Origin of the sequence: Pseudomonas sp. PA-7-1E (assembly GCF_021605325.1) — a bacterium.
In the GTDB taxonomy this organism is placed as follows: domain Bacteria; phylum Pseudomonadota; class Gammaproteobacteria; order Pseudomonadales; family Pseudomonadaceae; genus Aquipseudomonas; species Aquipseudomonas fluorescens_BV.
Map to the genome: position 1 here is coordinate 21,073 of NZ_WKFA01000042.1, position 21,706 is coordinate 42,778.

The 21,706-nt window shown below is 61.4% G+C and carries 16 protein-coding genes; 4 read left to right on the forward strand and 12 right to left on the reverse strand.

Translation table 11 applies throughout. The features are described 5' to 3' along the window. Positions 1-82 precede the first annotated feature (82 nt). On the reverse strand, positions 83-1,366 hold the full coding sequence (gene amaA / locus GIW79_RS21680) for an L-pipecolate oxidase (RefSeq protein WP_054918839.1): 1,284 nt from the start codon (positions 1,364-1,366) through the stop codon (positions 83-85). Between the two features lie 197 nt (positions 1,367-1,563). Then, entirely contained in the window at positions 1,564-3,054 is a 1,491-nt protein-coding gene (gene amaB, locus GIW79_RS21685; protein WP_236455283.1) for an L-piperidine-6-carboxylate dehydrogenase, read from the reverse strand. Between the two features lie 153 nt (positions 3,055-3,207). Here amaB and GIW79_RS21690 point away from each other — a divergent pair, with 153 nt between their 5' ends. From GIW79_RS21690 to nadE, 3 genes are all read left to right on the forward strand, one after another. After that, complete coding sequence (locus GIW79_RS21690; protein WP_034125663.1) at positions 3,208-4,098, forward strand: LysR family transcriptional regulator; 891 nt, start codon at positions 3,208-3,210, stop codon at positions 4,096-4,098. A 207-nt stretch (positions 4,099-4,305) separates the two neighbouring features. Continuing rightward, positions 4,306-5,520 carry a nicotinate phosphoribosyltransferase gene (pncB, locus tag GIW79_RS21695; protein WP_236456370.1) on the forward strand — a complete coding sequence of 405 codons (1,215 nt, stop codon included), beginning with the start codon at positions 4,306-4,308 and terminating at the stop codon, positions 5,518-5,520. Between the two features lie 3 nt (positions 5,521-5,523). Continuing rightward, a complete protein-coding gene (nadE, locus tag GIW79_RS21700; protein ID WP_014716685.1) occupies positions 5,524-6,351 on the forward strand; it encodes an ammonia-dependent NAD(+) synthetase in 828 nt (275 codons plus the stop codon). A 136-nt stretch (positions 6,352-6,487) separates the two neighbouring features. Here the strand turns inward: nadE and azu are convergent, their stop codons facing one another. Further along, on the reverse strand, positions 6,488-6,934 hold the full coding sequence (gene azu / locus GIW79_RS21705; protein WP_003188091.1) for an azurin: 447 nt from the start codon (positions 6,932-6,934) through the stop codon (positions 6,488-6,490). Positions 6,935-7,267: 333 nt separating this feature from the next. Here azu and GIW79_RS21710 point away from each other — a divergent pair, with 333 nt between their 5' ends. After that, positions 7,268-7,450: a hypothetical protein gene (locus tag GIW79_RS21710; RefSeq protein ID WP_034125662.1), complete on the forward strand. Its 183-nt coding sequence runs from the start codon at positions 7,268-7,270 to the stop codon at positions 7,448-7,450. A 131-nt stretch (positions 7,451-7,581) separates the two neighbouring features. Here the strand turns inward: GIW79_RS21710 and GIW79_RS21715 are convergent, their stop codons facing one another. The 9 genes from GIW79_RS21715 to dnaB form a co-directional block, all read right to left on the reverse strand. After that, the gene (locus GIW79_RS21715) at positions 7,582-8,472 is read right to left on the reverse strand and encodes a transglutaminase family protein (RefSeq protein WP_020301622.1); all 891 of its coding nucleotides are present in this window, start codon (positions 8,470-8,472) and stop codon (positions 7,582-7,584) included. Further along, positions 8,472-10,958 carry a circularly permuted type 2 ATP-grasp protein gene (locus tag GIW79_RS21720; protein WP_236456368.1) on the reverse strand — a complete coding sequence of 829 codons (2,487 nt, stop codon included), beginning with the start codon at positions 10,956-10,958 and terminating at the stop codon, positions 8,472-8,474. Before GIW79_RS21720 ends, GIW79_RS21715 begins: the two co-directional genes overlap by 1 nt. Before the next feature lie 193 nt (positions 10,959-11,151). Continuing rightward, the gene (locus GIW79_RS21725; RefSeq protein ID WP_236452548.1) at positions 11,152-14,442 is read right to left on the reverse strand and encodes a transglutaminase family protein; all 3,291 of its coding nucleotides are present in this window, start codon (positions 14,440-14,442) and stop codon (positions 11,152-11,154) included. A gap of 187 nt (positions 14,443-14,629) precedes the next feature. Further along, the gene (locus GIW79_RS21730; RefSeq protein WP_034125658.1) at positions 14,630-15,079 is read right to left on the reverse strand and encodes a hypothetical protein; all 450 of its coding nucleotides are present in this window, start codon (positions 15,077-15,079) and stop codon (positions 14,630-14,632) included. Beyond that, positions 15,076-15,996, reverse strand: coding sequence for an NAD synthetase (locus GIW79_RS21735; protein ID WP_089042125.1), 921 nt, complete (start codon positions 15,994-15,996; stop codon positions 15,076-15,078). The genes GIW79_RS21730 and GIW79_RS21735 overlap by 4 nt, the downstream gene beginning before the upstream one ends. A 166-nt stretch (positions 15,997-16,162) precedes the next feature. Next, positions 16,163-16,612 (reverse strand): hypothetical protein, encoded by a 450-nt coding sequence (locus GIW79_RS21740; protein WP_034125656.1) that lies wholly within the window; start codon positions 16,610-16,612, stop codon positions 16,163-16,165. Beyond that, entirely contained in the window at positions 16,609-17,541 is a 933-nt protein-coding gene (locus tag GIW79_RS21745) for a hypothetical protein (protein WP_014716676.1), read from the reverse strand. The genes GIW79_RS21740 and GIW79_RS21745 overlap by 4 nt, the downstream gene beginning before the upstream one ends. 202 nt (positions 17,542-17,743) lie before the next feature. Further along, positions 17,744-20,047 (reverse strand): YgiQ family radical SAM protein, encoded by a 2,304-nt coding sequence (locus tag GIW79_RS21750; protein ID WP_054896277.1) that lies wholly within the window; start codon positions 20,045-20,047, stop codon positions 17,744-17,746. A 184-nt stretch (positions 20,048-20,231) separates the two neighbouring features. Then, a complete protein-coding gene (gene dnaB / locus GIW79_RS21755; RefSeq protein WP_003188079.1) occupies positions 20,232-21,629 on the reverse strand; it encodes a replicative DNA helicase in 1,398 nt (465 codons plus the stop codon). Positions 21,630-21,706: the final 77 nt, after the last annotated feature.

The window sequence follows — 21,706 nt, forward strand, 5'->3', positions numbered from 1 at the left end:
AGTGCGTGATTGCTACGACTTGCACCAATACAGATGGGTAGCCTGCTAAGAAAACGCAGGCTTTTGAGGGGTATTTCGCTGATCAGATCACGATCCTCAGGCATTGCCCGGCGTGATAGAGCGAGAAGCCGGCTTCATACAGGCAGCTGCGCAAGCCCACCGCGGCCAAGGGTTGCATGGGCGTAAAAGGGATCGGCAAGGCTTGGGTGTCCTGGTGACACAGGTAGTCGGCAAACGCCTTGCCCACCACGCTGCCGGTGGTCACCCCGCGTCCGTTATAACCGGTAACCGCCACCAGGCCGGGGGCCGGTTCGAACAGGCGCATCAAGTGGTCGGGAGTGAATGCGATGCAGCCGGTCCAGGTGTATTCCCACTGCACCGGTTTGAGGTACGGGAAGTAGTGTTGCTGCACCCGATCGGCCCACGCCTTGAGGAACCACGCCGGTTTCTGGTTGCCGTTACCCAGGCTGCCCAGCAACAGGCGGCCATCGGCATCGCGGCGAATGCTGCTCAGGACCTGGCGCGTGTCCCACGAACCCTGGCCGCCGGGGAGGATCTGCTTGGCCGCGTCATCGGTCAGCGGCGCCGAGGCCACCTGATAGTAATAGCCGGGGAAGAAGTTACGCCGCAGTTCGGTCCATTCGCCTTCGGTGTAGGCGTTGGAGGCGATCACCACCTGGGCGGCCTGTACCGCGCCCTCGGCGGTCTGCACCGACCAATCGGCCCCTTGGCGCTCAAGCTGGGTGACCGGCGAATGATCGAACAATTGCCCGCCCAACGCTGCGGCGGCATTCGCCAACCCAGTGGTGTAGGCCATGGGGTTCAAGGTGCCGGCGCGCCGATCCAGCAACGCGGCGGCGATTTTCCGGGTACCGGTGGCTTGCTCGCAGGCCTGGCCGGTGAGTAACTCAACCGGTGCGCCCCGGCGTTTCCACTGCTCCTCACGGCTGCGCAAATCCGCCTCGCCACGGGCGTTGTGCGCCATGTGCAAGGTGCCTTCACGGCGCAATTGGCAGTCGATGTTGTACTTGTCGATCAGGCTGAACACCAGGGACGGCGCCGCACCCAACATGCGGTTGAGTTGGCTGCCCACCGCCGTGCCGAAACCGGCCTCGATCTCGTCCGGTGGAATCCACAGGCCGGCGTTGACCAGCCCGACGTTGCGCCCCGAACCACCGTGGCCGGTGCGATGGGCTTCCAGTACGACGACGCTTTTACCCTGTTCCAGCAAATGAATGGCCGCCGACAAACCGGTGATTCCGGCGCCGATCACGCACACATCCACCTTGACAGCGCCCTTGAGCGCGGCTCGGTCGGGGCGGCCTGGAGTGAGGTGTTCCCATAAACATGTTTCGCGCAGTGCCATTGCCAGACTCCGGGATGAATTCACCACCGCTCGTTCCCGCGCTCTGCGTGGGAATGTAGCCTTGGACGCTCCGCGTCCGCATTGTCGTGACGCAGAGCGTCACAGGATGCGTTCCCACGCAGAGCGTGGGAACGATCAGTATCACCTGTGGGGGCTGGCTTGCCTGCTCCCACATTGATCTCACTCCGACCTGAGGCTCAGTCGAACGTGATGCCTTGTGCCAGAGGCAGCTCCAGCGAGTAGTTCACGGTATTGGTCTGCCTGCGCATATACCCGCGCCACGCATCCGAGCCCGATTCACGCCCGCCGCCGGTTTCTTTTTCACCCCCGAACGCGCCACCGATCTCCGCGCCGCTCGGGCCGATGTTGACGTTGGCAATGCCACAGTCGCTGCCCACCGCCGACATGAACTGCTCGGCTTCACGCACGTCAGTGGTGAAGATGCAGGATGACAAGCCTTGTGGCACGGCGTTGTTCAGGCGCAGGGCTTCGGCGAAGTCGGTGTAGCCGACCACGTAAAGAATCGGCGCGAAGGTTTCGCTGCACACTACGTCGCTTTGCTCGGGCATTTCCACGATGGCTGGCGATACGTAGTAGGCGTTGGGGAATTTGTCTTGCAGTTGGCGCTTGCCGCCGAACACTTTGCCGCCTTCGCTCAAGGCTTGCTCAAGGGCGTCCTGCATGTTGTCGAAACTGTGCTTGTCGATCAGCGGGCCGATCAGGTTGCCTTCCAGTGGGTGGCCGATGCGCACTTTGGAATAGGCGGCCTTGAGGCGGGTGACGATTTCTTCCTTGACCGACTCATGGGCGATCAGCCGGCGCAGGGTGGTGCAGCGTTGGCCGGCTGTGCCCACTGCGCTGAACAGGATAGCGCGTACGGCCATGTCCAGGTCGGCGCTTGGGCCGAGGATCATCGCGTTGTTGCCGCCCAGCTCAAGGATGCTGCGGGCGAAACGTGCGGCGACTTTGGGTGCCACTTCACGGCCCATACGCGTGCTGCCGGTGGCGCTGATCAGGACGACGCGCGGGTCATCCACCAGCGCAGCGCCGGCGTCGCGGCCGCCGATGATCACTTGGCTGAGGTACTCGGGGGCACCGTCGAATTTTTTCAGTACGCGCTCGAACAAGGCCTGGCAGGCCAGTGCGGTGAGCGGGGTCTTTTCCGACGGTTTCCAGATCACCGCGTTGCCGCACACCAAGGCCAGCGCAGTGTTCCACGCCCACACAGCCACCGGGAAGTTGAAGGCGCTGATCACGCCGACCACGCCCAGCGGGTGCCAGGTTTCACGCATATGGTGGCCTGGGCGCTCGGAGGCGATGGTCAAGCCGTACAACTGGCGCGACAGGCCGACGGCGAAGTCGCAGATGTCGATCATTTCCTGCACTTCACCCAAACCTTCCTGGGTGATCTTGCCGGCCTCCCAGGAAACGAGTTCGCCCAGGTCGGCCTTGTACTCGCGCAATACGTCGCCGAACTGGCGCACCAGCTCGCCACGTCGCGGCGCCGGCACTTTGCGCCAGGCTTCGAATGCATGCTCGGCGCGACTGACCTGTTGCTCCACCTCGGCGGCACCTTCCCAATGGACACTGCCGATACGGCTGCCATCAATCGGTGAATGCACAGGTTGTTTCCCAGCCTGGTACAGCGCCGGGTTTACCCCGAGACGATCAAGCAATGCGGCAACCATGGGTCACTCCTTCAAATCTGCGTAGAAAAATCGCGCCGCTGCTTGCACGGCGATCCTGAGCCTATTTGTAGCTGGCCCAAGACTTGCCAACAAACGACGATTAGGCGAGATATCATTCCCTTTATTCATGCAAAGAATAAAAAGAGGCATGCCGTGCTGAACAAAAGATATTTGCCCTCGATCACCGCCCTGCAGTGTTTCGAAGCGGCCACCCGCCACCTGAGCTTCACCCGCGCCGCCGAGGAACTGAACCTCACCCAAAGCGCGGTGAGCAAACAAGTAGCGCAGCTGGAAGAGCTGTTACAACACTTGCTGTTTCGCCGCGTGCGCCGCCGCTTGCAGATGACCCCGGCGGGCGACCTGTACCTGGTGGAAGTGCGCAAGATCCTCACCCAAGTGGAAATGTCCACCCACTACCTGCGCTCCTACGGCGGTGAAACCGAAGTGCTGCGCGTGTCCACGCCCTACACTTTTGGCGCACGCTGGCTGGTACCGCGCCTCAAGGGTTGGCGTTTGCGCCACCCGCAGATCCACCTGGACCTGTGCAACGAACAGGACCCGGACGAGTTACTGCAAGGCAAGGCCGACATGGCGTTCTATTTCGGCCAGGGCGCACGCCCCGGCACCGAGAGCCTGAAATTGTTCAGTGAAGAGCTGGTACCGGTGTGTTCGCCCGACAGCCTGCCCGCCCAGCCCTTCACCGACCCCACACAACTGAGTGAACTGGTGCTACTGCAAAACGCTTCGAGGCCCCAGGGCTGGCATGACTGGTTCGCCAGCCAGGGTTTCCATACCGAGCACAGCTACCATGGGCCGCGGTTCGACACGTTTTATATGTGTATTCGTGCGGCGCAGGTGGGATGCGGCGTGGCGCTGTTGCCGCGTTTTCTGGTGGAGGAGGAATTGGCCGAGGGCAAGTTGGTGATCCCCTGGCAACATGCGATGCCAAGCCAGGATGCTTACTACCTGGCGTATCCCGAGCATTCGGCGGAGGTGCCCAAGGTGCGCGAGTTTGTGAAGTGGATGATGGAGCAGGTGCTTTAGCGCCTGGAGAATCGCCATCGCAGGCAAGCCAGCTCCCACCGTTTGGAATGCACTCCAAATGTGGGAGCTGGCTTGCCTGCGATGGCGCCAGTGGCCTTAGTGAAAAAATCACTGGCAAAACCCCACAAGTCTATGCGCCACTAACCCCCTTCCTCAATTGTGCGTAAAGGCCGGCCTCCATCGCCGACCCGTCTGGAGATTCCCGTTATGAGCGAGAGTGTGTTTGCCGATCGCATCGTGCAGAACCTGCTCGACACCGACTTCTACAAGCTGACCATGATGCAGGCGGTGCTGCACAACTACCCGAACGTGGAAGTTGAATGGGAGTTTCGTTGCCGTAACAGTGAAGACCTGCGCCCTTACCTGGCGGAGATTCGTTACCAGATCGAGCGCCTCGCCGAGCTGAGCCTGAGCCCCGATCAACTGGGGTTCCTGGAACGCATCAGCTTTATGAAGCCGGATTTTCTGCGCTTCCTCGGGCTGTTTCGCTTCAACCTGCGGTATGTGCAAACCGGCATCGAGAACGGCGAGTTGTTTATCCGCCTGCGCGGGCCGTGGCTGCATGTGATCCTGTTTGAAGTGCCGATGCTGGCCATCGTCAGCGAGGTGCGTAACCGCTACCGCTACCAGACCGTGATCCTTGAACAGGCCCGCGAGCAGCTGTATCGCAAGTTCGACTGGTTGACCGCCAACGCCAGCAGCGATGAGCTGTCGGAGCTGCAAGTGGCAGACTTCGGCACGCGCCGGCGTTTTTCCTACCGGGTACAGGAGGAAGTGGTCAGCGTGCTCAAGCACGATTTCCCTGGGCGCTTTGTCGGCACCAGCAACGTGCACCTGGCGCGCGAATTCGATATGAAGCCGCTGGGCACCATGGCCCATGAGTGGATCATGGCCCACCAGCAACTCGGCCCGCGCCTGATCGACAGCCAGATCGCCGCCCTTGATTGCTGGGTGCGCGAGTACCGTGGCCTGCTGGGTATCGCCCTCACCGATTGCATCACTACCGACGCCTTCCTCGGCGACTTCGACTTGTACTTCGCCAAGCTGTTCGACGGCCTGCGCCATGACTCCGGTGATCCGATCCAGTGGGCAGAAAAAGCCATCGCTCACTACCACAAGCTGGGCATCGAACCGATGAGCAAGACCCTGGTGTTCTCCGACAGTCTGACATTGCCCAAAGCCTTGGAAATATTCCGGGCGTTGCGCGGTCGCATTAATGTGAGCTTTGGCATCGGCACCAACCTGACCTGTGATATTCCAGGGGTGGAACCGATGAGCATCGTGCTTAAAATGACAGCCTGCAATGGCCAGCCCGTCGCGAAGATCTCCGATGAAGCGGGCAAGACCCATTGCACCGACCCGAATTTTGTCGCCTATTTGCGTCACGTTTTCAAAGTACCTGCCCTATACAGCAAGGAGTGAATCATGCAAGCCGTACAGCGTGAGATTGCACAACAGCTCAAGGTGCAAGCCCCGTTCAAGGACCAGGCCGCACTCGAAGCCGAGGTTGCCCGGCGCGTGGCCTTTATCCAGGACTGCCTGCGCAATTCCGGGCTCAAGACCCTGGTGCTCGGCATCAGTGGTGGTGTCGACTCCCTGACCGCAGGCCTCTTGGCCCAACGTGCGGTGCAGGAACTGCGCGCCAGCACCGGCGATGAGGCGTACCGCTTTATCGCCGTGCGCCTGCCCTACGAAACCCAGTTCGACGAGCACGACGCCCAGGCCTCGGTGGACTTTATCGAGCCGGATGAACGTCACACCGTGAACATCGGCCCAGCGGTTAAAGCCCTGGCCAATGAAGTGGCCGCCTTTGAAGGCAAGGCCGCGGCGTCCCGTGACTTCGTGCTGGGCAACACCAAGGCGCGCATGCGTATGGTGGCGCAGTACACCATCGCTGGCGCGGCCGGTGGCCTGGTGATCGGCACCGACCATGCGGCGGAAGCGGTGATGGGCTTCTATACCAAGTTCGGTGATGGCGCGTGCGATCTGGCACCGTTGAGCGGGCTGGTGAAGCATCAGGTGCGGGCCATTGCCCGTCACTTTGGTGCGCCGGAATCGCTGGTGGAGAAGGTGCCGACCGCTGACCTCGAAGACCTGTCGCCGGGCAAGCCGGACGAGGCGTCACATGGGGTGACCTATGCCGAGATCGATGCGTTCCTGCAGGGGGAGCCGGTGCGTGAGGAGGCGTTCAGGATTATCTGCGAGACCTATCGCAAGACTGAGCACAAGCGGGTGATGCCGTTTGCGCCTTGAGGTGAACCCGATGGTTTTGCATTGATTGTCAGATCGCCATCGCAGGCAAGCCAGCTCCCACACTTGACCGGATTCCAACATGGGAATGCGGTCGAATGTGGGAGCCGTCTTGCCTGCGATGAACGGTAACGCGGTCTTACTTCAGGACCACAGCACCTTTCATCATCGAGATGTGGCCTGGGAACGAGCAGAAGAAGCTGTATTTCTCATCGGCCTTCAGCTTGGAGACGTCGAAGGTCACCGAGTCTTTCTCGCCGGCACCGATGATCTTGGTGTGGGCGATGATGCGCTCATCACCGGCTTTCAGGTAATCCTTGTCGATCCCCGCAGCCATGCCGTCGGTTGCTACCGGTTGCATATTGGCTTCGGTAGTCAGCACCCAGTTATGGCCCATCACGTTCTTGGGCAGGTTACCCGAGTGAGTCAGCTCAACGGTGAACTGCTTGCAGCTCTTGTCGATGGTGATTTCTTTAGTGTTGAACGACATTTGGTCGGTGGAGTCGACAGTGACCTTGCACTCTGCAGCAAGCAACTGGCCGCTCGCCAGAGTCAGCAGGGAAACAGCAACGAGTTTGGCAAACATGTGAATCTCCAAGGCAGGGTTTTAAAAACGCGGATTGCGGTAAGGGTGCCTCAATCAGGCTTGAGTTCTTATGATCTGAATCAACAGATTGTATACAACTTTAGGCTATCAGCTTCATCAACACAATCAACCAGCCAAACTGCCGCACCCTGATTATGATCGGCCCATCACTCACGGGAGTTCATGCCATGCACCTCAATCACCTGTTCAACGGCCTCCTGGCTGCCTACGCCTGCGGTAAGTGAAAGCAAACGCCCCCCCGAAGCTGCTACCATGACGACCCGAGGCAGCTGCGCGCCGCCCACCCTCACCTTCGACCCTAGAGGATCGCCCATGGCCAAACCTAATTACTCCTTCGCCAAACGTCAGAGAGACTTGGCCAAGGAACAGAAGAAAGAGGAAAAGCTGCAACGCAAGAAAGCCGCTGCTGAGGAAGAAGCCGGCGCGCTGAACCCGGATGCCGAAGGTGAAGCGGCACCTGACGAGACCGAAACCCCGAAAGCCCCAACTGAATGATCGTTCCCACGCTCCGCGTGGGAATGCAGCCCCGGACGCTCCGCGTCCCGCACCAGGCTTGAAGCCAGCGCAAGGGTGACGCAGAGCGTCACAGGAGGCATTCCCACGCAGAGCGTGGGAATGATCGTTTTTCACTCCAGCGGCATCACCGTCACCCGCACCTCCGGGTCGTGGCTGCCTCCCCCCAGAATCACCCCACGCAACGGCGACACATCGGAGAAATCCCGGCCCCAGGCCAGGGTAATGTGCTCCAGCGCCGGCTGTACATTGTTGGTCGGGTCAAAATCCACCCAGCCTGATACCGGGCAAAACACCGAGACCCACGCATGGGACGCATCCGCGCCAATCAGCCGTGGCTGGCCGGGCGGTGGCTGGGTCAGCAGGTAGCCGCTGATATAGCGCGCCGCCAGGCCCCGCGAACGCAGGCAGGCAAGCATCAGGTGAGCGAAGTCCTGGCACACGCCGCGACGGCGCTCCAGCACTTCAACCAGCGGCGTGGCGACCTGGGTGGCTTCGGCATCGAAGGTAAATTCGCTGAAGATCTTCTCCATCAATGCCTGCGTGCCCAGCAGTAAAGGCTCGCCGGGCGGGAAGCAGCTTTCGGAGAACTCGACGAAGGTTTTCTTCAGATGGACATAGGGCGACTCGAAGCGATAACGACAGGCTTCGATCAGTTCGGCGCTCAATGCCTGGCTGCTGTAAGTCAGGCTGTCGCGGGTGTGGTCCCAGGGCGGCGACCGCTGGAAGTCCAGAGCGGGTCGCGCCAGCACTTCCACGGTGAGCCCGGCGTTCACCAGCAATTCATCATGGGGCCGTTCGAACGCCAGGCGAGTGATCGGGTTGCCGAATACGTCCAGTTCGTCGCGGCGCGAGGTGGGTTCCGGGCTGATATCCAACTGCTGCCAGGTGCACTTCTGCCAGGCGCACGGCCTTGGCCAGAGGTGCGCCAGTTGCTGGGCCAGGGACACCGGGCTGTCATAGTGGTAATGGGTATCGTGGAAAATCTGGTAGCGCGCGCTCATTACACCGACACCGTTTGCTGGCTGACATCATCCACGTGGGCAAAATGGCGCAGCGCCAGGCGATCCGACACTTGCCCGCTTTCATCGGCCACCGCTTGCAACAGGTCGGCCAGGCCGTCCAGCGCGGCACGCACGCTGGTTTCGCCAAACAGGCCGTTCTCCAGACAGCCCAGGTCAAAACGCGCCAGGCACTCGACCAAAGGCGCCAGCCCGGTTTCACGGGGCACGCCAAAATCATCATTGAGACGGCGCAGGGTGCGGCTCACCAACTTGAGCTGGAACAGCACCGCATGGGGGTTCTGCTCGTCGAGCAGCAGCAGGTCGAGCACCGGGATCAACTGCGGCACCGCCAGGTAGCGCGAGCGGTAGGTGATACTGCTGTTGCCCAGCTCCAGCAACCATTCCAGCCCGGCCTGATCGAACACCGCCACGCCACGCAGGAATGCCGCAAGGCTGCTGCTCAGAAATTGCAGACGCTCGATGCGCCGGCCCATCATCAAGAAGCGCCAGCCTTCATCGCGGGTCATGTCGTCGAGGGCAAAACCGGACAGTGCCGCCAGGGACATCACCAGGCGATTGAGAAAGTCGAGCAGCTCGCCAAAGTCTGCAGTGTCGCTTTCCAGTTCCATGGCTTCGCGTTGCAGCTCCACCAGGGCCTGCCAGTTTTCCCTGGACAACTTGCCGCGCACCTGGGACGCCGCCCACTGCAGACGCTGCAGGTTGGCGCGCAGACTTGAAGGCCAGTCATCACCCAGCAAGGCGGCGAGCAGGCGCTCAGGCAGCTCGCCCTCCTCCGGCAACAGGCGCAGGCTTTCGCCCAGTTCGACGGCGGCCTGCAACGCCAGCGGATCGTCGCCGTCGACATACCGCGCCAGCACAATGCGCAGCCAGCGCGCACTGTCGTCGCAGCGCTCGCAGTAACGACCGAACCAGAACAGGTTTTCCACCACGCGCGAGGGCAGATAGGGATCGCGGCGCACCAGGTCATAGGCGCCAATGGTGCGTTGGGCGCGCCACTGCTCGCCACCCGGCACGCGTTCGCCGAGTACCCAGGTGTCCTTGCTCGCCCCGCCGCGCTGCATCGACACCACCTCGGCATCGGCGTCGGCCGCCACGCGAGTCAGGCCGCCGGGCAGTACCCGATAACCGTCTTCACTGGCCACGGCGTACACACGCATACCAATGGCACGGTGTTGCAGGTGGTCATCCACGGTGTGCCATACCGGCGCCTGAGACAGTTGCGCCAGCTCTTGGGCGACATAGGCATAGGGCCGCGCACGCATGCGTTCAGCCAGGGCCTGGCGCTGTTCGTCGTCAAGGTCGCGACCAAACACCGGGGCGAAACTTTGTGAGGGAAATGCCGGCTTGATCAGCAGCTCCGGGAGTTTTTCCAAGGCTTCGGCAAGCACCGGCGCTTCGCCGCACCACCAGGTGGCAATCGACGGCAGGATCAAGGCTTCACCGAACAAAAACTCGTTGATCTTGGGCAAAAAGCCCAGCAACCCCGGGGACTCCAGCACGCCGCTGCCCAAGGCATTGGCCACCAGCACATTGCCTTGGCGTACGGCGTCGAGCAGGCCCGGCACGCCGAGCGCGGAGTCGGTGCGCAGCTCCAGCGGGTCGCAGAAATCATCATCAAGGCGACGCATGATCGCGTGCACCCGGCGCAGGCCGCTAAGGGTTTTCAGGAACACGGTGCTGTCGCGCACGGTGAGGTCGCCGCCCTCTACCAAGGGGTAGCCGAGCTGGCGCGCCAGGTACAGGTGTTCGAAATAGCTTTCGTTGAAACGCCCCGGCGTGAGCAGCACGATCAGTGGCGGCTGGTCATCGCCAGGGGCCTGACGCGCCAGGGTTTCCTGCAGCGTGCGAAAGAAACCGGTGAGGTGCTGCACCTGCATATCCCGGTACAGGTCCGGGAAGGCGCGGGACACGATGGTGCGGTTTTCCAGGGCGTAGCCGGCGCCCGATGGGGCTTGGGTACGGTCGGCGGTGACCCACCAGCGGCCGTCCGGCGTGCGCGCCAGGTCGACCGCGTACAGATGCAGGAACGCACCGGCGGGCGGCTGGATGCCCTGGCACGGCCACAGAAAATTGTTATGCCCGAACACCAGTTCGGCCGGCAGCAAGCCTTCCTTGATCAGGCGCTGCGGGCCATACAGGTCGGCCAGCACCGCATTGAGCAGGCGCGCACGCTGGGCGATGCCGGCCGACAGTTGCTGCCACTCCTCGGCGGCCAGCACATGGGGCAACAGGTCCAGCTCCCAGGGGCGGTCGGCGCCCTTCGGGTCGGCGTAGACGTTATAGGTGACGCCGTTTTCCTGGATCTGACGCGTCAACAACGCCTGGCGCTGGGCCAGTTGTGCGGGCGTGCTGCGTTGCAGGTGATCGAACAAGCCTCGCCAATGGGCACGCACCGCGCCGCTGGCGTCCAGCAGTTCGTGATAGGTGCCCGCGGTGAGCGGGTAACGGTCGAGCAAGTCGGACATGGAACGCTCGGCAGAGGCAAGGGAAGTCAGGTTAACTCAAATTCACTACGATCCAATGTGGGAGCTGGCTTGTTGTGGCGAGGGAGCTTGCTCCCGCTCGACTGCGCAGCAGTCGCCTGCTATTGGGGGCGCTTCGCACCCCAGCGGGAGCAAGCTCCCTCGCCACAAAAGCCCTCCCACACTTGGATCATGTTCATTCCTTATTTTTTGTGAAGCGCCGCAAATCCAGGGTCATTGGCAACTCATCGTTTACCGTTACAGTCGGCACTGGCAGCTTGCCCGGGCTATGCCCCAAGCGGAAAAACCGCGCCATGCGCCGGCTCTCCGCCTCATTGGCGTTCACCGGCAGGCTATCGTAATTGCGCCCGCCCGGGTGCGCCACATGGTATTGGCAGCCACCCAACGAACGCTGCATCCAAGTGTCGAGCAGGTCAAATACCAGCGGCGCATGCACGGGGATGGTCGGTTGCAAGCAGTTGGCCGGTTGCCAGGCGCGGTAACGCACGCCCGCCACGAACTCGCCGACGCGGCCGGTTGGTTGCAGCGGCACCGGCACGCCATTGCAGGTCAGCAGGTAGCGTTGCGGTGGCAACCCGCTCAACTTCACTTGCAGGCGCTCCAGGGACGAATCCACATACCGCACCGTGCCACCCACTGCGCCCTCCTCGCCCAGCACATGCCAAGGCTCCAAGGCCTGGCGCAGTTCCAGTTCGATACCGCTGACGGCGTAGTCGCCCACCTTGGGGAAACGAAACTCCAGATGCGCCGCGAACCATTCGGCACGCAGCGGGTAGCCGGCCGCGTTCAGCTCGACGATCACGTCGGCAAAGTCCTGCTCGATAAAGTGCGGCAACAGGAAACGGTCATGCAGTTCAGTGCCCCAGCGCGCCAGCTTCGGCGGCGCATAGGGCTCGCGCCAGAACCGCGCGACCAGCGCCCGCAGCAACAACTGCTGGGTCAGGCTCATGCGCGCATGGGGGGGCATTTCAAAGGCGCGCAGTTCCAGCAGCCCCAGGCGGCCAGTGGCGCCGTCGGGTGAGTAAAGTTTGTCGATACAGAATTCGGCGCGATGGGTATTACCCGTCACGTCGATCAGCAGGTTGCGCAACAGGCGATCCACCAACCACGGCGGGCACTCCTCGCCCGGTGCAGGCATCTGCGCGAAGGCGATTTCCAGTTCATACAGCGCATCGTTGCGCGCCTCATCTACCCTGGGCGCCTGGGAGGTGGGGCCGATAAACAGTCCGGAGAACAAATAGGACAACGACGGGTGGTTGTGCCAGTAGCTGATCAGGCTGCGCAGCAGGTCCGGTCGGCGCAGGAAGGGCGAATCCTTGGGCGTCGCACCGCCCAGTACGAAGTGGTTACCGCCACCGGTGCCGGTATGGCGCCCATCGATCATGAACTTCTCGGTGGTCAGGCGGGTTTGCCGGGCCTCTTCGTAGAGGAATTCGGTGCGTTCTACCAACTCGTCCCAGGTGGCGGACGGCTGTACGTTGACCTCGATGACACCGGGATCTGGCGTGACCCGGAAATTGCTCAGGCGCGTATCCGCTGGCGGCTCGTAGCCCTCCAGCAGTACCGGGCAATGCAGCTCTTCGGCGGTGGCCTCAATGGCAGTCACCAGCTCCAGGTAATCCTCGATGCGCTCCAGCGGCGGCATAAACAGGTACAGGCGGCCTTCCCGTGCTTCGGCGCACAGCGCGGTACGGGTCAGCCAGTCGGCGGACTCGTCGACCTTGGGCACACGCTCGTCGTCCGGGGCCGGCTCGCCATGGCTGCGCAATTGCGCCGCAGTGGGAAGCTCGGGCTGGTCCTGGTTCGGGTCGGTGGGGTGTATGAACGGATACTCAGCCGCCGTCACCCAGGGCTGGGAAGCCAAGGGCAGCCGGTAACCCAGCGGCGAATCACCCGGCACCAACCGGCAATGGTTGTCGCGCAGGTACCAACGCCCACTCTGCCAGCGGTCATTGGCCGCAGTACGTGCCAGCGGCAGCACCTGGCCGATGACTTTATCCAGGCCCTGGCTGAACACTTTGCGCAGGCGCTCACGCTCCAGGTCGTCGCTCAGGCGCGGGTCCTGGGCGGTGACGTTCTGGGGCAGCGCCCCTTCGCGCCACAGGTAGTAGAAATTGTCCTCGAACGCCGGGAACACAAAGCGCGCCGGCAGTTTCAGGCGCTCGGCGACGCTGGCCAGGAAACGCCCGGCCATCACCCCATCGGCGCCGTAGTCTTCTTGCTCATCGGCGATCAGTGCGCTGTTGTGCCAGATCGGCACGCCGTCGCGGCGCCAGTAGCAATTGAGCGACCAGCGCGGCAGTTGCTCGCCGGGGTACCACTTGCCTTGGCCGAAATGCACCAGGCCCTTGGGCGCATAGTGCTGGCGCAGGCGCTGGAACAGCTCGGCCGACAGGCGACGCTTGTCCGGGCCCAGGGCTGCGGTGTTCCATTCGCCGCCGTCTGGGTCGTCGATAGAGACGAAGGTCGGCTCGCCGCCCATGGTCAGGCGTACGTCGTCCTTGAGCAGGTCGCCGTCGATCTGCCGGCCCAGGGCCTGGATCGCCAACCATTGTTCTTCGGTGTAGGGCTTGGTCACCCGTGGCGCTTCCCAGATGCGCTCCACCGACATCTCATGGGTGAACTCGCATTCGCACGGCTCAACCAACCCACTGATGGGCGCGGCAGACGATGGATCGGGGCTGCAGGCCAAGGGGATATGCCCTTCACCGGCGAACAACCCGGACGTGGCATCCAGGCCAATCCAGCCAGCGCCGGGCAGATACACTTCGCACCAGGCGTGCAGGTCGGTGAAGTCCACCTCGGTACCGGACGGGCCGTCGAGGGCTTTGACGTCAGCGGTGAGCTGTATCAGGTAACCAGAGACAAATCGAGCCGCCAACCCGAGGTTGCGCAGCAATTGCACCAACAACCAGGCCGAGTCGCGGCAGGAGCCGGACGCGTTTTCCAGGGTAAATTCCGGGGTTTGCACACCCGGCTCCATGCGAATCAGGTAACCGATATCGGCGGCCAGGCGCTGGTTGAGGCCGACCAGGAAATCCACAGCAGGCAGCGGCGTGCGATCGATACCGGCCAGGTAAGCGGCAAACCTTGGCGTCAGCGGCAGGGTTTCCAAGTACGGCGCCAGCTCGCGCTGCTCATCGGCGGCGTAGCTGAACGGGATTTTTTCGGCGTAGGGCTCGAGGAAAAAATCGAACGGATTGAACACCGCCATCTCGGCGACCAGGTCGACCTCAATGCGCAACTCGTCAGTCTTTTCCGGGAACACCAGGCGCGCCAGATAATTGCCCTGGGGGTCTTGCTGCCAGTTGATGAAATGCTGCTCGGGCAACACCTTCAGCGCGTAGGACAGTATTCGCGTACGGCTATGGGCTGCCGGGCGTAGCCGAACGATCTGTGGGCCGAGTTCGACAGCACGGTCGTAGCGGTAATGCGTAACGTGGTGCAACGCGACATGAATCGACACGGCGGCCTCCTGCGAGCCAGGGCATAAGCACAACGCGCGCAAGACTTATGCCACAGCAGCAGTCATTGCACTAAAACGTCAGGCCCGGTGCAGTACAGCACCAAAACGGCGCCAACGTTGTGGCTATGGTGCAGGCGCTGCACACATTTGTAGCGCCGGGCTGAGGGCAGGTGGTGAATCTACCCAATCAATGGTGTTTGTGTTGGGCAATCATGGCCTGGCGCAGGCAGCGGACTTCGACCAGTTTCTGGCGCATTTCACGGTGGCGTTTGCTGTTGAACAGCAATAGCCCAATTAATGGAAACACCAGGCTCAAGGCATATACCACCCCGTTCGGTTGATCATTGAGTGTTGGCAATACACCCAGAAAGCATACCCCCAGCAGCAACACTAGCGGCCAAATCCATTGGGGACGCCCGCGTGCGATCATGAAATTGCAGTGCACAATGACTAGCGTGAGTGCGATACCCGCCAGGAAGGAGTATTTGGCATTATCTGCCATGGACAGGCTTGGCATATAGCTATCGAAGAACACCGGAACCGCAAACACGAGGGTGAAAATGCAGACGAATATCGCCCCCATAAAGACGGGGAAATACGTCGACAGAAAACTGCGAATGCTAGGCAGCTCGTTCATTGTTCGGCCTCCTCATACAGACCTATGGCAATTGTGCGTACGTTCCCTGACACCGCACTACCGGTAAAACCGATGGCTGCGCCCAACGCGTCCTTGATCTGCGTGACCGTTGCATGCTTGACCTCGGTGGGCGTGAACCGCTTAGGCAACTCGCCCGACAACTGCTTTAACTTGATCATCTTGGACGTCAAGCGTGGGTCGTTGATGCTCAGCAGCTCTTTGGTCAACTTGGCGCGCTCCTGTCGATTCAGGCCCCTGAGCACCTCTCTCACACTTTTCCCGGTAGAGGCCTTATTCAGCCGCACCAGCTTGACCGTTGCCAATGCCGATGAACCCACCCCAACCAACGACGCCGCATCCAGGGCAATCATGGTGTATTGGTACCACTCCTCACTGTCGAGCTGATCATTGCGCGCGGGGTTGCGGATCTCATTGACGGTGCGATAGCCGCTGGCAAAGCACTGCACAGAACTGGCTGCCGCGGCCGTATAGCCGAGCGCCACGACCACCGAACTGGCCCCCGCCGAAAACGGAACTGCGACGGAACCACTGAGCACCACGATCCAACCGATAACCGCGCCGGCACACGATAGCGTGGTATTGACCGCTTCGCCCACCAAGCGGGACTCACGCGGATTGTCTTGCACCTGCTGAGCGAATTGCGTTGGCGCGATGTACTTCTGCGCCTCACGCAGGATCAAACGCTTGGGTGCGATGCTGCAGATGGGCTGAAATTCGCGCAGGGTGACAACGTTGAAATCGGCATCGATATACACAACACCTGCACCGACAATGGCGGGGGCTGCATCGATGGCGGCGAACAGCCGTGGCAGGTTGATCAGGCTCTCGATACGCTGGCGCGCCATAAATTGAGAGCGGTTGGAATCCATGCCGATGTTGAACAAGGAGCTGCCCATAAGTGTTCTTCCTTGAAATTGAAAGTGCCCAAACCGGCCTCATCGCAGGCAAGCCAGCGCCCACACTTGAAATGCATTCCCCTGTGGGAGCTGGCTTGCCTGCGATAGCAATCTGATGAGCGCCCCCCTAACAAACAGGCCACCTACCGCCAATAAACCTATCTAATCAACGGGTCTTGCGTTGCGCAATCGCCGCCCGACGCAGGTGACGTATTTCGAGTAATCGCTGACGCATTTCACGATGGCGCTTGCTGTTGAGCAGCAGCAAACCCAGCAGCGGAAACAGCACCGCCGAGCCGTACACCAGGGTATTGAGGCCGTATTGAATCATCGGCAAAACGAACAGCAGGCAACACACCAGATAGCCCGCCACCAGCCGGGTCGCCCAGGGGTACCCGCGTGCAATCATCACATTACCAAACACCAGTACCGCTACCAGCACCAGTATTGCAGCCCCGGAGTAGTTGGCCTTGAGCGCCGGTTCAACCCCGCGCAAATAGGTTACGCCCGCCGTGGAGACAGCCACCGAACCAGAGAAAATCGCCATGAAGATGGTGCCCATGAACACCGGAAAATAACGCGCAAGGAAACTGCGCCTATCGGGAAACCCCTTCATTCCGTCAGTTCCTCATACAGGCCAATGGCAAGCGTCGACGCCGAGCCAACGTGACCGGTTCGATAGCTGCCCCAGATACCCAACATGCCGCCCAAGGCGTCCTTGAGCTGGGTGAGCGTGGCATGACGAATTTCCGTGGAGCTGTAGCGCTTGGGCAACGTGCCGGCGCGCTGCTGCAACTTGAGCAACTTGGGGGTCAGGCTTGGGTCTTTGAGACTGAGCAATTCCTGGGTCAACTTCTTGCGCTCCTGGCGATTCAAGCCCTTGAGCAATTCATACCAGCTCTTGCCCAACGCAGCGGCTTTTTTGGCCTTGAGCAGCCTTAATGTGGTGAAAGCTCCCGTTCCGATCCCGACCAACGACGCGGCATCGAGAATCGGTGACACCGCGCCATACCACTGGGCGTCGTCCATGCGGTCGTTGGCATCTGGGTCAAGGATCTCGTTATAGGTCCGGGCCACGCCAAACCCGCACTGAGCGCTGCTGGCCAGCGCCGCCGTGACACCGATACCCACCACAAAAGCACTGGCACCGGCGGTGAACGGTACGGCGACGCTGCCACTGAACACCACGATCCAGCCGATCACCGCCGCCCCACAGGAAAGCCCCATGTCAAAGGCCTCCTTCTGGAGGCGCCCTTCACGGGGGTCGGTCTTCACCTGCTCGACAAACTGCGCCGGCGAGATGTACTTCTGCGCCTCGCGCAAAATGACGCGCTTGGGTTTGATGCTGCAGATGGGTTTGAATTCGCGCAGGGTGATCACGTTGAAGTCGGCGTCGATGTACACCACGCCAGCGCCGACGATGCTGGGGTCGGCGTCAATGACGGCGAACAGCCGCGGCAGGTTGATCTGGCTCTCAATGCGCTGGCGCGCCATGAATTGGGAGCGGTTGGAGTCCATGCCGATGTTGAGCAAGGGGTTGCCCATAAGTGTTCTTCCTTGAAATCGAGAGTGCCCAGACCGGCCTCATCGCAGGCAAGCCAGCTCCCACGCTTGAAATACATTCTCTTGTGGGAGCTGGCTTGCCTGCGATAGCAATCTAATGGGCGCCACCTTACCAAACAGACTCACCACCGACCAGAAAGCAAAACGCCAGCACGAGGCTGGCGTTTTGCATTTCAGACGTCGATCACCGCGGTACAACCGGCTTGCGCGTAGGCTTGCCGCCCTTGCCCTTGGCCGCATCGCTGCGCTCTTTGGCCGCCTGCTTATTGCGCGCCTGGGCCGCAGCCTTGGCTTGCTCGCGCTTGTCCCACGGGTTGCTGCCGTCGCTGCCACGGGGTGGCAGGCCGGTGTGCTGGGTGAGAATCCTGGTGGTGGTTTCCTTGGCGACCTTATGGCTGCCGGCCGGCGTCGAGTTCTTGCGCCGGGCGCTCTGGTAGCTGTCGGTGGACGGCTGGTGCAGCGGGATCAACTGGTCCTTGCCCGACCCGATCAGGTCGGCACGGCCCATGCGGGTCAATGCTTCACGCAGCATCGGCCAGCCCTTCGGGTCGTGGTAACGCAGGAACGCCTTGTGCAGGCGGCGCTGCTCCTCGCTCTTGACGATGGTCACCGCGTCGCTCTTGTAGGTGACCTTGCGCAACGGGTTTTTGCCCGAGTGGTACATCGCGGTGGCGGTGGCCATCGGCGACGGGTAGAACGCCTGCACCTGGTCGGCACGGAAGCCGTTGCCCTTGAGCCACAGGGCCAGGTTCATCATGTCTTCATCGGTGGTACCCGGGTGGGCGGCGATGAAGTACGGGATCAGGTACTGCTCCTTGCCCGCTTCCTTGGTGTACTTCTCGAACATGCGCTTGAACTTGTCATAGCTGCCAATGCCCGGCTTCATCATCTGGTTGAGCGGACCTTCCTCGGTGTGTTCCGGGGCGATCTTGAGGTAACCACCGACGTGGTGGGTGACCAGCTCTTTGACGTATTCCGGCGACTCGACGGCCAGGTCGTAGCGCAGGCCGGAAGCGATCAGGATCTTCTTCACACCCGGCAACGCACGGGCGCTGCGGTACAGCTGGATCAACGACGAGTGGTCGGTGTTCAGGTTAGGGCAGATGCCAGGGAACACGCACGACGGCTTGCGGCACGCGGATTCGATTTCCGGGCTCTTGCAGGCGATGCGGTACATGTTCGCCGTCGGGCCGCCGAGGTCGGAGATCACGCCGGTGAAGCCCGGCACTTTGTCGCGGATCTCTTCGATCTCGCGAATGATCGACTCTTCGGAACGGTTCTGGATGATGCGGCCTTCGTGCTCGGTGATCGAGCAGAAGGTGCAGCCGCCGAAGCAGCCACGCATGATATTCACCGAGAAACGGATCATGTCGTAGGCCGGGATCTTCTCCTTGCCATACGCCGGGTGCGGTACGCGGGCATAAGGCATGCCGAACACGTAGTCCATTTCTTCGGTAGTCATCGGAATGGGCGGCGGGTTGAACCACACGTCAACTTCACCGTGCTTCTGCACCAGGGCGCGGGCGTTGCCTGGGTTGGTTTCCAGGTGCAACACGCGGTTGGCGTGGGCATAGAGCACCGCGTCGCCGCGGACTTTTTCCACCGATGGCAGGCGGATCACGGTCTTGTCACGGGTCATGCGCGGGCTGGCCAGGATCTGCACAACCTTGGCTTCTTCCGGATCATCCACCGGCCCCTTTTCCTGCTCGATGGCGCAGGCCTGGGTGTCCTGGGTGTTGACGTACGGGTTGATGATCTTGTCGATCTTGCCCGGACGGTCGATGCGCGTGGAATCCACTTCGTACCAACCGGCCGGCGTATCACGGCGGATGAACGCGGTACCGCGCACATCGGTGATGTCTTCGATCTTGTGGCCCCACGACAAACGCTGGGCAACTTCGACGATGGCCCGCTCGGCGTTGCCGTACAGCAGGATATCGGCGGTGGCGTCGATCAGGATCGAGTTGCGCACGCGGTCCTGCCAGTAGTCGTAGTGGGCGATACGACGCAGGGAAGCTTCGATGCCGCCAAGCACGATCGGCACGTTCTTGTAGGCTTCCTTGCAACGCTGGCTGTACACCAGGCTTGCACGGTCGGGACGTTTGCCGGCCATGCCGCCAGGGGTATAGGCGTCGTCGGAGCGGATTTTCTTGTCGGCGGTGTAGCGGTTGATCATCGAGTCCATGTTGCCGGCCGCGACGCCGAAGAACAGGTTCGGCTCGCCGAGCCTCATGAAGTCGTCTTTGGACTGCCAGTTCGGTTGCGCGATGATCCCGACGCGAAAGCCCTGGGACTCCAGCAGCCGGCCGATGATCGCCATGCCGAACGATGGGTGGTCAACATAGGCATCACCGGTGACGATGATAATGTCGCACGAATCCCAGCCAAGCTGATCCATCTCCTCCCTGCTCATCGGCAGGAATGGCGCAGGACCGAAACATTCGGCCCAGTACTTGGGATAGTCAAATAACGGCTTGGCTGTTTGCATGACGGTGACCGGTGTGAAGATGAAAAATCGCGGGCGCGGAATATAGCACAAATTTTGACCAATTCCGACGGTAGTAGTCGGAATTGTGGTGGCCCCATCGCAGGCAAGCCAGCTCCCACAGGGGAATGCATTCCAAATGTGGGAGCTGGCTTGCCTGCGATGAGGCCCTTACAGGCGCTTGAAACTACTCGTCGTCGTCGAAGTTGTAGCTACCCGGCGCCAGGTTCTCGAAACGCGTGTACTTGCCGATGAACGCCAACCGGATAAACCCGATCGGGCCGTTCCGCTGCTTGCCGATGATGATTTCGGCAATGCCCTTGTGTTCCGTCTCGGGGTGGTACACCTCGTCGCGGTACACGAACATGATCACGTCGGCGTCCTGCTCGATCGCTCCGGATTCCCGCAAGTCGGAGTTCACCGGACGCTTGTTGGGACGTTGTTCCAGGGAACGGTTGAGCTGGGACAACGCCACCACCGGGCAGTTGAATTCCTTGGCCAGGGCCTTCAAGGAACGAGAGATTTCAGAAATCTCGTTGGTACGGTTGTCGCCACTGGAACCGGGGATCTGCATCAACTGCAGGTAGTCGATCATGATCAGGGCGATGTCGCCATGCTCACGCACCAGGCGCCGGGTACGCGCGCGCATTTCGGACGGGCTGATACCGGCAGTGTCATCGATGAACAGCTTGCGGTCGTTGAGCAGGTTGACCGCTGAGGTCAGGCGCGGCCAGTCGTCGTCTTCAAGCTGGCCGGAACGTACCTTGGTCTGGTCGATACGCCCCAGCGACGAGAGCATACGCATGATCAGCGATTCACCTGGCATCTCAAGGGAGTACACCAGTACCGCCTTGTCGCTACGCAGAACGGCGTTTTCCACCAGGTTCATCGCAAAGGTGGTCTTACCCATGGACGGACGACCGGCGACGATGATCAAGTCGGACGGCTGCAGGCCGCTGGTCTTTTCGTCGAGGTCGGTGTAACCGGTGGAAATACCGGTAATCGCGGCATCGGTGTTGAACAGGGTGTCGATGCGGTCGATGGCTTTGGTCAGCAGGTCGTTGACGCTGACCGGGCCGCCGGTTTTCGGACGGGCCTCGGCGATCTGGAAGATCTGGCGCTCGGCTTCGTCAAGGATCTCGGCAGCGGTGCGGCCTTCGGGGTTGAAGGCGCTGTCGGCGATTTCGGTGCTGATGCCGATCAACTGGCGCAACGTGGCGCGCTCGCGGACGATCTGGGCATAGGCCTTGATGTTGGCGACGGACGGCGTGTTTTTTGCCAGCTCACCGAGGTAGCCCAGACCACCCACTTGGGAGGTCTGGCCTTCCTTGTCCAACTGCTCGGCCAGGGTTACCACGTCGATCGGTGAGTTCTGGTCGGCCAGCTTGGCGATGGCGCGGAAGATCAGGCGGTGGTCATGACGATAGAAGTCACCGTCCGAGACTTGATCCAGCACGCGTTCCCAGGCGTTGTTGTCCAGCATCAAGCCACCGAGCACGGCCTGTTCGGCCTCGATGGAATGCGGCGGCACCTTCAGGGCAGCGGTTTGCAGATCGTATTGCTCAGGAGCGGAGATTTCGTTCATGGCCACTTGGAATTTGGGGTGTGTAGAAAAACAAAAGGCACGACCTGTAAACAGGATCGTGCCCGATGTTAACCGGC

Bases quoted from the DNA above. Each gene is read 5' to 3' on its own strand.
- amaA (WP_054918839.1), bottom strand. From the start codon at position 1,366: ATGGCACTGCGCGAAACATGTTTATGGGAACACCTCACTCCAGGCCGC.
- amaB (WP_236455283.1), bottom strand. From the start codon at position 3,054: ATGGTTGCCGCATTGCTTGATCGTCTCGGGGTAAACCCGGCGCTGTAC.
- pncB (WP_236456370.1), top strand. From the start codon at position 4,306: ATGAGCGAGAGTGTGTTTGCCGATCGCATCGTGCAGAACCTGCTCGAC.
- nadE (WP_014716685.1), top strand. From the start codon at position 5,524: ATGCAAGCCGTACAGCGTGAGATTGCACAACAGCTCAAGGTGCAAGCC.
- azu (WP_003188091.1), bottom strand. From the start codon at position 6,934: ATGTTTGCCAAACTCGTTGCTGTTTCCCTGCTGACTCTGGCGAGCGGC.
- GIW79_RS21710 (WP_034125662.1), top strand. From the start codon at position 7,268: ATGGCCAAACCTAATTACTCCTTCGCCAAACGTCAGAGAGACTTGGCC.
- GIW79_RS21715 (WP_020301622.1), bottom strand. From the start codon at position 8,472: ATGAGCGCGCGCTACCAGATTTTCCACGATACCCATTACCACTATGAC.
- GIW79_RS21720 (WP_236456368.1), bottom strand. From the start codon at position 10,958: ATGTCCGACTTGCTCGACCGTTACCCGCTCACCGCGGGCACCTATCAC.
- GIW79_RS21730 (WP_034125658.1), bottom strand. From the start codon at position 15,079: ATGAACGAGCTGCCTAGCATTCGCAGTTTTCTGTCGACGTATTTCCCC.
- GIW79_RS21735 (WP_089042125.1), bottom strand. From the start codon at position 15,996: ATGGGCAGCTCCTTGTTCAACATCGGCATGGATTCCAACCGCTCTCAA.
- GIW79_RS21740 (WP_034125656.1), bottom strand. From the start codon at position 16,612: ATGAAGGGGTTTCCCGATAGGCGCAGTTTCCTTGCGCGTTATTTTCCG.
- GIW79_RS21745 (WP_014716676.1), bottom strand. From the start codon at position 17,541: ATGGGCAACCCCTTGCTCAACATCGGCATGGACTCCAACCGCTCCCAA.
- GIW79_RS21750 (WP_054896277.1), bottom strand. From the start codon at position 20,047: ATGCAAACAGCCAAGCCGTTATTTGACTATCCCAAGTACTGGGCCGAA.
- dnaB (WP_003188079.1), bottom strand. From the start codon at position 21,629: ATGAACGAAATCTCCGCTCCTGAGCAATACGATCTGCAAACCGCTGCC.